We start from the raw sequence: 12,772 nt of genomic DNA on the forward strand, positions 1-12,772 counted from the left end.
CGCTACGGACGGGTCCGTGCGGCGGGCATCGGTAATCGCTACGGAACCTGCCGCGGACCGCTCGACGTGCCGTCGCGCGGGGTGCCAGGGTGCCGACGGGCGAGCGGACCGACCGCACGCGGTCCGGGCGCGACCCGGCGGAGGTGGGGGAGCACGGTGGGCACGTCGGGAGCGCTGCGGGCGTTCGGGGCAGCGGTCGCGCGACGCGGCCCCGGGTGGGCCGACGGGGCCGCGGCCCGCGGGGCGCTCGACGCGCTGACGGCGGACGCCCCGGGGCTCGGCGCCCTCGACCCGGCCCTGGACGACCTCGTCGACGCGTGCGCGCTGACGCCGACCGACCGGCAGGTCGTCGCCGTCGCGCTGCTGGCCGAGACGCACCCCGTCGCGCACCTGCTGTGCGGGCTGCTCGCGGGGGACGGCGCCGCAGGGCTGCCGACGACGGCGCTCGCGGTGGAGCTCGCCGGTGCGTCCGTGCTGGACCCCGCCGCGCACGGCCGGTTCGCCCCGGGGGCCGCGCTGCGCCGCGCCGGGCTGCTGCGGCTGGTGGCCGCCGGCACGTTCGCCACGACGCGTGTCGGGCTCGTGCCGCGGGTCGTCGCCCACCTGCTGGGCCGTCGTGACGCGGCCGCCGAGGTGCGTCCCCTGCTCACCGAGGCGGTGCCCGCGGACGTCACCGGGTACGCCGAGGTCGCGGCGGCCCTGGCCGCGGACGAGCCGCTGGTGTGGGTGCACGCGCCGGTGGGTGCGGCGGGCACGGGCCTGGCGGTCGCGGCGTGCCGTGAGCTCGACGTCGCGTGCGTCGTCGTCGACCTGGAGCGCGTGCCCGCCGTCGCCGGCTCGGACGGGCCGGCGCGGGCGGCGCTGCACGACGCGGTGCGGGCCGCGCAGCTCGAGGCCGTGCTGGGCCGCTGCGTCCTGGTGCTGGCCGGTGCGCACCTGCCCGGCCCCGACCTGGTCCGCCTCGTCACCGACGGGGCCGTGCCGGTCGTGGCGGTGGGCGGCACCGTGTGGGACCCCCGCTGGGCGGGTCCGCTGCCGCCCACGGTCACCGCCGGGAGGCTGACGCTCGCGCAGCGCGCCGAGCGGTGGGCCGCGATGACGGGCCCGGACGTGGCGACCGCGGACGTCGTGTCGCTGCGCATGACCCCGGAGGAGATCGTCCGGGTCGGGCGCCGGGCGCGGGCCGACGCGGCACGGGACTCCCGCGACGTCGACGTCGACGACGTGCGCCGCACGGCGCGGCGCCTCGGCGGGGCCGCCGGCTCGCGCGTGCGCACCCAGGGCACGGCCGCGACCCTCGACGACCTCGTGCTGCCCGACCACACGCGCCGCGAGGTCGAGCGGCTCGTCGCGTGGGCGCGGCACCGCGACGACGTCCTGGCGCTGGGCGACCTGCACGGCAAGGGCGGCAAGGGCACCGGCATCAGCGCGCTGTTCTCCGGCAGCCCGGGCACCGGCAAGACGCTCGCCGCGCACGTCGTGGCCGACACCCTCGGCATGGACCTGTTCCAGGTGGACCTGTCGTCGGTCGTCGACAAGTACATCGGGGAGACGGAGAAGAACCTCGAGCGCGTCTTCCGCCAGGCCGAGTCCCTCAACGCCGTGCTGTTCTTCGACGAGGCCGACGCGCTGTTCGGCTCCCGCTCCGCGGTGACGGACGCCAAGGACCGGTACGCGAACCAGGAGGTCGCTTACCTGCTGCAGCGCATGGAGGCGGCCGAGGGCCTGACGATCCTGGCGACCAACCTGCGGGGCAACCTCGACCCGGCCTTCGCCCGACGCCTGCACTTCATGGTCCACTTCCCCGACCCGGACGTGCCCACGCGCCGGGCGCTGTGGCAGCACCACCTGGCGCAGCTGCCGGCCACGGACCCCGAGGACCCCGTGGACCTGGACCTGCTGGCCGAGACCGTGGAGGTCTGCGGCGGCGACATCCGCAACGTCGTCCTCGCCGCGACGTACGACGCGGTCACCGGCGGGGTGCCGCTGGGGATGCGGCACGTGCGTGCCGCGACGGAGCGGGAGATCGCGAAGCTGGGGCGGCGGCTGACCGACCCGCGGTGGTGAGCGCCAACATGCGTAGTGCTTACCGATGTGCCGGACCGCGGCCCGCGGCGAGGCTGGGCCGCGGGCACGTCCCGGCGTCCCGGCGCTGCGGCCCGCCCGTCCCGCACCCGTCCGCGCACCGTCACCGGAGGCACCGATGAGCACCCACCACGCGCGCGTCCCCGTGCCGACGTCGGCCGCACCGGGCCCGGCCACGCCGCAGCCCGCCGCCCCGACCGCGCCGGAGGCGCTGCGTCCCGCCGCCGCGACGCTGACGGTCGGTGCCGCCGACGACCACGCGGAGCACGCCGCCGACGCGCTGGCCGACCGCGCGCTGTCCCGGCTCGACGGCGAGGACCCGCACCGGCACACCCCCGGGTGCGGGCACCTGCGCCGGTCGTTCGACGGGGCGTCGGGCGTCGTCGGGTCCGACGGCGGGGCGCTGGACGCCGACGTGACGTCGCAGGTCGAGGCCGCCCGGTCGGGCGGCACGGGGCTGCCCGGCCCGGTGCGCCGGCGCATGGAGTCCGCGTTCGGCACGGACCTGGGGCACGTGCGCGTCCACACGGGCCCCGAGGCGGGGCGGCTGTCGCGGGCGATGTCGGCCGAGGCGTTCACGACCGGCGACGACATCTTCTTCGGCCACGGTCGGTTCGCGCCGCACGACCCGGTGGGGGAGAAGGTGCTGGCGCACGAGATCGCGCACGTGGTGCAGGAGACCGGATCGCGGGCCGTCCGCCGGTTCTCCAACCCGTTCAAGAAGCTCTTCGGCAAGGGCGCCCCGACCGCGCCGACGCAGAAGGAGCTCGACGCGCAGAAGGTCAAGGAGGGCAAGGTCGCGGAGAAGGCCGAGCTCGCCGCCCTCGCGCGGGACCGGGCCAAGGGGCAGCAGGGCCGCGCGGACCTGTCGAGCATGGTCCACGAGGACGACGGCCTCACGTCCGTCACGGCCGGCGAGCGCATGGACGTCCTGTGGGCGCGGTTCGACATGGCGCTGGCCCACGAGCTGCGGATCTACCGCAAGGTCCTGCGCAGCGGCGTCCCCCAGGAGGAGGCCGCGACGTACGCGTACGACAAGACGTGGCACGGCACGTTCCGGTCCCTGGAGTCGGTCCGGCCCCCGCGCGAGACGGCCGCCGAGCGGCTCATGCTCCAGGTGCGCTCCGCCCGGGACGTCGAGGCGCGCCACGAGGAGGCGATGGAGTCCGAGGAGGAGGAGCTCGCCGGATCGCGCGTCATGCCGAAGGACCTCGAGGACGTGTACGACCGCATGGTCACCGCCATGCGGTCCATCACGACGGCCGAGCCGGAGGTGCACCCGGAGCTCGCCCGCGACCGGGCCGCCAAGCAGGTCCGCGACTCCCTGACGCCGAAGGTCGCCGGGCGGCTGCCGCTGCGCAACTCGGCCGTCGACCGCGAGGCGTGGGCGCTGGCGGAGCAGCGCGCGCCGATCCTGGAGGCGCGCCGCGAGCGGCAGGCGCAGGGCGTCGCCGCGAACCTCGAGGCGCTCGGCGGGCTCGACAAGGCCGACGCGACGTCGGGCACGGTCGAGTCCGCGGGCGGCTCCGTGCTGTCGATGATCGGCACCGTCGGCGGCAAGATCGCTGACCACTACACCCCCGAGCTCGCCAAGGCCCCCGGTGCGTCGAACCTGAAGATCCCGAAGAAGGTCGACGGCGGCGCGGTCAACAAGATCGTCGAGGCGAAGTACCGCACGGGCAAGGGCCTGAGGTCCGACGACGACTTCGAGAAGGGCGCCGGCGACCCGCTGAAGACCGCGGGCGGGCGGGCCAAGGAGGGCATCTCGACGGTCACCGGGATGCTCGGTGGCCTGCTCACGGCGGTGCGCGAGGCGTTCGCGACCGCGCGCTCGGTGCGCGACGCGTGGAACGAGAGCGACCCGTACGCCGCGATGTCGGCGACGAAGTCCGGCGCGTCGGCGGTCGACGGGCTGGTGTCCGCGGCGAAGTCGACGGCGAGCCTCGCCAAGCTCCTCGGCGACAAGGGGGTGGCGGACGGCGTCGCGAAGGTCGTGCCCGGTCTGGACATCGTCGCCTCGGCGCTGGCCATGGTGAAGGCCGTCACCGACGTCGCCGTCGCGGGCATGCGCCAGCACGAGACCGACACCGCCATGTTCTCCGCCCGCGTCAACCGCCCCGGCAAGAACGCGAACGTCATGGTGTGGCCGCTGATGAACGTGTCGCGCAGCCACACGAAGAACCTCGAGAGCACGACGTGGGCGCTGGGCTCGTCCGTGGTCGACCTGGGTCTGTCCATCGGGCAGGTCGCGTCCGCCGGCGGGTTCGGCATCCCCGCGGCGATCAAGGGCGTCAAGTCGGTCGTCGACAGCGTGCACTCCCTCGGCCACTTCATCGCCGACGAGGTGTTCGTCGTGCAGGCGCAGGCCGCGGAGCGCGAGTCCGCCGTGCAGCATCTCGAGGGCGGCGCCGAGCACGAGCTGCGCCGCCACCCCAAGGCCGCGGTCGACGGGATCATCCTGCGCGCCGCCGCCGGTGACGAGACCGCCAAGGCGTTCCTCGCCAACTACCGGGTGCAGGGCCGCCCCGTGGGGCCCGACCTGCTCAACCGCATCAAGCCCCGGACGGTCGTCGCGCACGACCCGCAGAAGCGGCGCTCGTCGCCGCAGGACCTGCGCGCCGCGGAGAAGGAGCAGCTGACGACGGACGACGGCGCGCTCGCGCTGATCCGGGAGGCCGTGCTGGAGTCCATGGGCGTCGACGCCGACCCGCAGACCGTGTTCGAGCGGACGCGTGCGGCGTTCGAGGACGCCGTCGGCGCGGCGGGCGGCACCGCGGGCGGGCTGCTGGACCGCTGGCGGCGGTCCGGCTCCCTCGCGGGCGAGCGCAACACCGCGCAGGCGGGTGCCGAGGCGAACGGCGGCAGGGTCCGCGACGACCGTGGTCTGTTCTGGCGCGTGCGGCAGACGCTGAAGGGCGAGGAGCACCTGGCCCGCAAGGAGCGGATGACCGCGCTGCTGACGGCGCAGGGGACCGGCGCCCCGGCAGCGGGCCTCGTCGTCGGGGCGCACACGCTCGCCCCGGACGCCACACCGCCGCAGTTCGCGCAGTTCGTCGACACGGTCAGCGTCGAGGACCTGGAGGCCGAGCTGGCAGCCCGTCCGCAGCGCAACTCCCCGGAGATGGTCGACCTGCTGCTCGAGCTGCTGCAGCGCAAGCTCACCGAGGCCGCGGGGGCCACCCCGTGAGGCCGCTGCTGACCGCGGTCGCCGCAGCCCTCGCCCCGGCGCGTCCCCTGCGCGTGGACGACGCCGCGGGCACGCTCGACGTCGCCTCCCAGCTGCCCGGCGGGGAGCCGGTGCTGGTGCTCGTCCGGGAGGAGGCCGCCACGGTCACCTGCTACGGCCGTGTGCCCGTCGACGTCCCGGCGGACCGTGCGGCCGACGTCGCCCGGCTCGCGGGTGCGCTCACGGCCGACCTGTTCACGACGTGCGTCGAGGCCGGGTCACCGACCGGGACGGTCGCCGTGCGCGGCTCGCTGGCCCTCGGTCCGCTCGCACCGGTGCCCGACGGCCGGCCCGTCCTGCACCCCGACGTGCTCGGTGCGCTGCTGCTGGCGGTCGTCGAGGACGTCGAGGCGACGGTCGAGCGCGTCCTGGACGCGGTCGAGGACGTCGTCGCCGGCACCCGCGGTCCCGCCGAGGCCGCGTACGACGTCCGCACCGCGGACCTCGACGCGCTCGTCCTGCAGGTCGAGGCGCTCGAGGCCGACTGACCGTCAGGCGACCGTCGTGCGGACCGGGCCCGGCACCACGACCTGCACCACGCCGCCGTACGCGCACACGCACATCGCGCCCTGCGCGAGGACCGGCTTGCCGCCGACCACGGTGCGCGGGGCGGCGGGCGTCCACGTCCCGGTCGTGGCCGGCACGCACGGCATCGGGGTCAGCACGCCCAGGGCCGCCGCCGTCGCCGCCGCGACCTGCGGGTTGGCCAGGGACAGGCACATGGCGAACGGCGGGACGTTGACCAGGGGCGCCGCGTCGGAGACGGTCGCGACCGGGCGGCCCTCGACCAGCACGCGCGGCGTCGGGAGCGCGACGAGCGTGGCGGGCGCCGTCCCGAACGAGCAGGTGACGGTGGCCGACGTGGTGACGGGCAGGGGCACGGCTCAGCGCCCCGAGCCCGCGACCGACGCGATGAGCTGCTCACCGGTGGTCGTGACGAGGCAGGTCACCGTCGTGTCGCCCTCGGACCAGCCGCGCGCCGACGGCAGCAGGTAGGTGAGGAAGAGGTCGGAGTCGCGGTAGTCCACGCCCACGTACCCCGCGAACCGCTCGGCGCACACGCCGTCGGCGAACGCCGCCAGGGCGTCGACGCCCGGGTGGGCCTCGGGGCCGTCGAGCGCGTCGGGCACCAGCGCGTAGACCTCCATCTGGTGCGGGGCGTCGCACGCGACGGTGGTGACGTCGGTCAGCTCGGCCTGCACGTCGTCGGGGGTGACGACGCAGTCGCCCACCGCGAGGTCGAGCACCTGCGTCGCGTTCGTCCCGTCGTCGCCGAACCACGCGCAGCCCGCGACGGCGACGTTCGTCAGCAGTGCCGCCCCGACCAGGGCTGTCGCCCGGGGCCGTCGCGTCGCCGTCCTGCGTCCCACTGTCCCTCCCACCGTGCTGCCGGTGCGCACCGGCCCGTGCAGCGTAGGTCGCGGGTGGGGCGGTGCCATCCGTAGTCGATGCGCAAGTCCGGTGCGCACGACGGCGGCAGCGGGGTGGGAGACCGGGCTCCGCCTGCGGCGAACACGGGACGTGGCGGAGGTACCCCGCCGTTAGCATCGAAACACGCCGCTTCGTCGGCTCCGCCCGGACCCCTGCCGGGTGGCGCAGCCGGGGCACGCCGCTCGTGAGGAGTGCACATGTTCGAGAGATTCACGGACCGAGCCCGTCGCGTGGTCGTCCTCGCCCAGGAAGAGGCGCGGATGCTCAACCACAACTACATCGGCACCGAGCACATCCTCCTGGGTCTGATCCACGAGGGTGAGGGTGTCGCGGCCAAGGCCCTGGAGTCCCTCGGCATCTCCCTGGAGGCGGTCCGCGCCCAGGTGCAGGAGATCATCGGCGAGGGCCAGCAGGCGCCGAGCGGGCACATCCCGTTCACGCCGCGCGCCAAGAAGGTCCTGGAGCTGTCGCTGCGCGAGGCGCTGCAGCTCGGCCACAACTACATCGGCACCGAGCACATCCTGCTCGGCCTGATCCGTGAGGGCGAGGGCGTCGCCGCCCAGGTCCTCAACAAGCTCGGCGCCGACCTCAACCGGGTCCGCCAGCAGGTCATCCAGCTCGTCTCGGGCTACCAGGGCAAGGAGCCGGTCGCGTCGGGCGGCCCCGCCGAGGGTCAGCCCTCGGGGTCGGCGGTGCTCGACCAGTTCGGCCGCAACCTCACGCAGGCGGCCCGCGACGGCAAGCTCGACCCGGTCATCGGGCGCGAGAAGGAGATCGAGCGGGTCATGCAGGTGCTGTCCCGCCGCACCAAGAACAACCCGGTGCTGATCGGCGAGCCCGGCGTCGGCAAGACGGCGGTCGTCGAGGGCCTGGCCCAGGACATCGTGCGCGGCGACGTGCCGGAGACGCTGAAGGACAAGCAGCTCTACACGCTCGACCTCGGCGCCCTGGTCGCCGGCTCGCGCTACCGCGGTGACTTCGAGGAGCGCCTGAAGAAGGTCCTCAAGGAGATCCGCACGCGCGGCGACATCATCCTGTTCATCGACGAGATCCACACGCTCGTCGGTGCGGGTGCCGCCGAGGGCGCGATCGACGCCGCGTCGATCCTCAAGCCCATGCTGGCGCGCGGCGAGCTGCAGACCATCGGTGCCACCACGCTCGACGAGTACCGCAAGTACGTCGAGAAGGACCCGGCCCTGGAGCGCCGCTTCCAGCCGATCCAGGTCGCCGAGCCGAACCTGCAGCACGCGATCGAGATCCTCAAGGGCCTGCGCGACCGCTACGAGGCGCACCACCGCGTGTCCATCACGGACTCCGCCCTGGTGGCCGCCGCGACGCTGGCCGACCGGTACGTCAACGACCGGTACCTGCCGGACAAGGCGATCGACCTGGTCGACGAGGCCGGCGCCCGCCTGCGGATCCGCCGCATGACGGCCCCGCCGGAGCTGCGCGAGCTCGACGAGCAGATCGCCGAGACGCGTCGCGACAAGGAGTCCGCGATCGACGAGCAGGACTTCGAGAAGGCCGCGCGCCTGCGCGACGAGGAGAAGCAGCTCGGGCTCAAGCGCGCCGAGAAGGAGAAGGCCTGGAAGAACGGCGACCTGGACGCCGTCGCCGAGGTCGACGAGGAGCTCATCGCCGAGGTGCTGGCGAACGCCACGGGCATCCCGGTGTTCAAGCTCACCGAGGAGGAGTCCAGCCGGCTCCTGCACATGGAGGAGAACCTGCACAAGCGGGTCGTCGGGCAGGACGCGGCGATCAAGGCGCTCTCGCAGGCCATCCGCCGCACGCGTGCGGGTCTGAAGGACCCGAAGCGTCCCGGTGGGTCGTTCATCTTCGCCGGCCCCACCGGCGTCGGGAAGACCGAGCTGGCCAAGGCGCTCGCCGAGTTCCTCTTCGGGGACGAGGACGCGCTGATCCAGCTCGACATGTCGGAGTTCTCGGAGAAGCACACGGTGTCGCGGCTGTTCGGGTCGCCTCCCGGGTACGTCGGGTACGACGAGGGCGGGCAGCTCACCGAGAAGGTGCGTCGCAAGCCGTTCTCGGTCGTCCTGTTCGACGAGGTCGAGAAGGCGCACGCGGACATCTTCAACTCGCTGCTGCAGATCCTCGAGGACGGTCGCCTGACCGACTCGCAGGGCCGCGTCATCGACTTCAAGAACACCGTGATCATCATGACCACGAACCTCGGCACGCGGGACATCGCCAAGGGCGTCATGACCGGCTTCCAGGCCGGTGGCGAGCTGGCGACGGACTACGAGCGCATGAAGTCGAAGGTCAACGACGAGCTCAAGCAGCACTTCCGGCCCGAGTTCCTCAACCGCGTCGACGACGTGGTGGTCTTCCCGCAGCTCTCGCAGCCCGAGATCTTCCAGATCGTCGACCTGATGATCGCCAAGCTCGACAAGCGCCTGCGCGACAAGGACATGGCCATCGAGATCACGCCGGCGGCCAAGAAGCTGCTGTCGGAGAAGGGCTACGACCCTGTCCTCGGTGCCCGTCCGCTGCGTCGCGCGATCCAGCGGGACATCGAGGACGCGCTGTCCGAGAAGATCCTGTTCGGTGAGCTGAAGGCCGGTCAGAAGGTCATCGTCGACGCCCAGGGCGAGGGTCTGCTCGGGGAGTTCCTGTTCCGTGGCGTGCCGCGCGGCGCGCAGGACGTGGACCCGCTGCCGGTCGGTGCGTCCGTCGGCACGCCGGGCTCCGGCACCGACGTCCCGGCGGCGCCCACGGCGCCGGCCCGCGGTGACGGCGGCACGGGGCTCGCCCCCGCCTGACCCGCACGCACGACGCACGCAAGGCCCCGGTCCCGCGAGGACCGGGGCCTTGCGCGTGCCCGGGGCCGGGGGCGGCCAGCACGCCGCCCGTGGTGTTCTGCCCGTCCTGCCCTCTGCTGGGTGTTTGACGATATATCTCCCGCCCTGGGAGAGTCGGTCAGCCGTCGACGGCAGGGCACGTCCGGTCGGTGCCCGACGAGGGGCGCGACGCACCGGGCGGTACGCGAACCGGTGGACCTGGCGTCGGCAGGGGGCCCCGGGCGTCGCCCGGGATCAGCTGGCTCGACGAAGAGGACAGATCTGATGAGGGTGACGAGGACGGTGGCGGCATCGGCCGCGCTGGTCATGGGGGCGCTGGTGCTGGCCGCGTGCGGCGGCTCCACCGACGAGGGCGGGCAGGAGGACGGTGCCGTCACGATGACGTTCTGGCACAACTCCACCACCGACGCCGGCAAGGCGTACCAGCAGGAGATGGTGGACGCCTTCGAGGCCGAGAACCCCGGCGTCGAGATCACCCTGCAGGTGGTCCAGAACGAGGAGATGGACGGCAAGCTGCAGACGGCGCTGAACTCCGGCGACGCGCCGGACATCTTCATGGCCCGCGGTGGCGGCAAGCTCGCGGACATCGCCGAGGCGGGCCAGGTGATGGACCTGACCGACCTCGTCGACGACTCCACCCGCGACGCCCTGGGCGGCACCATCGAGGCCTTCACGATCGACGGCAAGGTCTACGGCATGCCCACGGCGGTCCTGCCCGGCGGCATCTTCTACAGCAAGGACCTGTTCGCGCAGGCGGGCATCACGTCGACGCCGACGACCATGGCCGAGCTCGAGCAGGCCGTCGCCGCGCTGAAGGCCGCCGGCATCGAGCCGATCGCCCTGGGGGCCAAGGACGCGTGGCCCGCGGCGCACTGGTACTACTTCTACGCCCTGCGGTCGTGCTCGCAGGACACGATCGACCAGGCGGCGAAGGAGCGCAGCTTCGACGACCCGTGCTGGACGCAGGCGGGTCAGGAGTTCGCCGACTTCGCGGCGCTGCAGCCGTTCAACTCGGGCTTCCTCACCACCAGCGCGCAGCAGGGTGCGGGGTCGTCGGCCGGCCTGGTCGCCAACCACCAGGCGGCGATGGAGCTGATGGGCGCGTGGAACCCCGGTGTCATCGGCGGGCTGACGCCCGACGGCGAGCCGCTGGCCGACCTCGGCTGGTTCCCGTTCCCGCAGGTCGAGGGCGGTGCGGGTGACCCGACCGCGATGATGGGCGGCATCGACGGGCTCAGCTGTCACGTCGACGCCCCGGCCGAGTGCGCCGAGTTCCTCAACTTCCTGCTCCGCAAGGAGAACCAGGAGGGCTTCGCGGAGGCGTTCGTCTCGCTGCCCGCCAGCAAGGAGGCCCAGGGCGTGGTGACCGACCCCGCGCTCCAGGAGGTCCTGGCCGCCTACGACGACGCCGCGTACGTGTCGGTGTGGCTCGACACGCTCTTCGGGCAGAACGTCGGCAACGCGCTCAACGGGGCCGTGGTCGAGATGCTCGCGGGCGACGGCGACGCCGCGGGCATCGTCTCCGCCGTCAACGACGCGGCCGCCAAGGAGTAGCGGTGACGGGGCGCCGGTCGACCGGTGCGGCGTGCACGGCACCGCGTCGCGCAGGTGCGGCGGGTAGGACCTCGGTCCGTGGTCGGCCCGACGGCGTGCCCACTATGACGGAGGAGCGTCGGCCGACGTCCAGCACATATGCCCCCACTGTTTCGATATCGTTATCGAACCAGTTTGACGATCCCGCGAGGCCGCTGTCAGAGTCAACGACAGCCCCGTACAGCGGGGTGAGGGTGGAGGCGCCGCACGGTTGCGTCGCACGTCGTCCGGACGTGAGCGCACTGCAACGCTCGACCCGCCCTCGAGGCGGCCCCCACGGGCTCGTCCAACCACTGTGTGGCTCAACGAAGAGGGACAGACCATGAAGGTAAGGAAGACACTGGCGGCCACGGCCGCCGTGCTCATGGGCGCTCTGGCGCTCACCGCCTGCGGCGGCTCCGACGACAACGCCGGCGGGGGCGACGGCGGCGACGCCGAGCTCACGTTCTGGCACAACTCCACGACGGGTGACGGCAAGGCCTACTGGGAGGCCACCGCGGCGGCCTTCGAGGAGGCCAACCCGGGCGTGACCATCAAGATCCAGTCCATCCAGAACGAGGACATGGACGGCAAGCTCCAGACCGCCCTCAACTCGGGCGACGCGCCGGACATCTTCATGGCGCGTGGTGGCGGCAAGCTCGCCGACATCGTCGACTCGGGCCAGGTCATGGACCTCACCGACAAGGTCGACGACGACGTGCGCGAGGCCGTCGGCGGCGCGCTCGACGCGTTCAAGGTGGACGGCAAGATCTACGGCATGCCGACCGCCGTGCTCCCCGGTGGCATCTGGTACAGCAAGGACCTGTTCGCGCAGGCCGGCATCACCGAGACGCCGAAGACGATGGCCGAGCTCGAGGACGCCGTCGCCAAGCTCAAGGCCGCGGGCGTCCAGCCCATCGCCCTGGGCGCCAAGGACGCCTGGCCCGCCGCGCACTGGTACTACTTCTTCGCGCTGCGTGCCTGCTCGCAGGACACGATCAACGAGTCGGCCGCCGAGATGAACTTCGACGACCCGTGCTGGGCCGAGGCGGGCAAGGCGTACGAGGAGTTCGCCGGTGTCGAGCCGTTCAACAACGGCTTCCTGACGACGACGGCGCAGCAGGGTGCCGGCTCCTCGGCCGGTCTGCTGGCCAACCACCAGGCCGCGATGGAGCTCATGGGTGCGTGGAACCCGGGCGTCATCGCCGGTCTGACGCCCGACGGCGAGCCGCTGGCCGACCTCGGCTGGTTCCCGTTCCCGGCGATCGAGGGTGGCGAGGGTGACGCGACGGCCATGATGGGTGGCGTCGACGGTTACGCCTGCCACGTGGACGCGCCGGACGTGTGCGCCGACTTCCTCAACTTCTACATGGGGCAGGAGCACCAGGAGGGCTACGCCGAGGCGTTCGTCACCCTGCCGGCCTCGAAGGACGCGCAGGGCGCCGTCACCGACCCGGCCCTGCAGGACGTGCTCGCCTCGTACAACGACGCCGCCTACGTGAGCGTCTGGCTGGACACCCTGCTCGGCCAGAACGTCGGCAACGCGCTCAACGGCGCGGTCGTCGAGATGCTCGCCGGCAACGGTGACGCTGACAGCATCGTGTCCACGGTCCAGGCCGCGGCAGCCAAGGAGTAACTGGTC

Annotated in this window: 8 protein-coding genes; 6 read left to right on the forward strand and 2 right to left on the reverse strand. The window is 73.2% G+C overall.

Annotated elements, in window-relative coordinates:
• Window positions 1–156: 156 nt before the first annotated feature.
• The 3 genes from J1G43_RS19550 (at window position 157) to J1G43_RS04420 (ending at window position 5,799) form a co-directional block, all read left to right on the forward strand.
• Window positions 157–2,067, forward strand: a complete 1,911-nt coding sequence (locus tag J1G43_RS19550; protein WP_207339428.1) for an ATP-binding protein — start codon at window positions 157–159, stop codon at window positions 2,065–2,067.
• A gap of 136 nt (window positions 2,068–2,203) precedes the next feature.
• Window positions 2,204–5,272, forward strand: coding sequence for a DUF4157 domain-containing protein (locus J1G43_RS04415; RefSeq protein WP_207378033.1), 3,069 nt, complete (start codon window positions 2,204–2,206; stop codon window positions 5,270–5,272).
• The gene (locus J1G43_RS04420) at window positions 5,269–5,799 is read left to right on the forward strand and encodes a hypothetical protein (protein ID WP_207339426.1); all 531 of its coding nucleotides are present in this window, start codon (window positions 5,269–5,271) and stop codon (window positions 5,797–5,799) included. The genes J1G43_RS04415 and J1G43_RS04420 overlap by 4 nt, the downstream gene beginning before the upstream one ends.
• A 3-nt stretch (window positions 5,800–5,802) precedes the next feature.
• Here the strand turns inward: J1G43_RS04420 and J1G43_RS04425 are convergent, their stop codons facing one another.
• Both J1G43_RS04425 and J1G43_RS04430 read right to left on the reverse strand, forming a co-directional pair.
• Window positions 5,803–6,192 (reverse strand): DUF4280 domain-containing protein, encoded by a 390-nt coding sequence (locus J1G43_RS04425; RefSeq protein ID WP_089798072.1) that lies wholly within the window; start codon window positions 6,190–6,192, stop codon window positions 5,803–5,805.
• A 3-nt stretch (window positions 6,193–6,195) separates the two neighbouring features.
• Entirely contained in the window at window positions 6,196–6,681 is a 486-nt protein-coding gene (locus J1G43_RS04430; protein ID WP_207339424.1) for a septum formation family protein, read from the reverse strand.
• A gap of 258 nt (window positions 6,682–6,939) precedes the next feature.
• On the opposite strand from J1G43_RS04430, the gene J1G43_RS04435 reads away from it, so the two are divergent.
• The 3 genes from J1G43_RS04435 (at window position 6,940) to J1G43_RS04445 (ending at window position 12,766) form a co-directional block, all read left to right on the forward strand.
• The gene (locus J1G43_RS04435) at window positions 6,940–9,519 is read left to right on the forward strand and encodes an ATP-dependent Clp protease ATP-binding subunit (protein ID WP_207339423.1); all 2,580 of its coding nucleotides are present in this window, start codon (window positions 6,940–6,942) and stop codon (window positions 9,517–9,519) included.
• A 303-nt stretch (window positions 9,520–9,822) separates the two neighbouring features.
• Window positions 9,823–11,112 (forward strand): extracellular solute-binding protein, encoded by a 1,290-nt coding sequence (locus J1G43_RS04440; RefSeq protein ID WP_207339422.1) that lies wholly within the window; start codon window positions 9,823–9,825, stop codon window positions 11,110–11,112.
• A 361-nt stretch (window positions 11,113–11,473) separates the two neighbouring features.
• Window positions 11,474–12,766 carry an extracellular solute-binding protein gene (locus J1G43_RS04445; RefSeq protein ID WP_207339421.1) on the forward strand — a complete coding sequence of 431 codons (1,293 nt, stop codon included), beginning with the start codon at window positions 11,474–11,476 and terminating at the stop codon, window positions 12,764–12,766.
• Window positions 12,767–12,772 lie beyond the last annotated feature (6 nt).

Source organism: Cellulomonas sp. zg-ZUI22 (genome assembly GCF_017353535.1).
Lineage (GTDB): Bacteria > Actinomycetota > Actinomycetes > Actinomycetales > Cellulomonadaceae > Cellulomonas > Cellulomonas wangleii.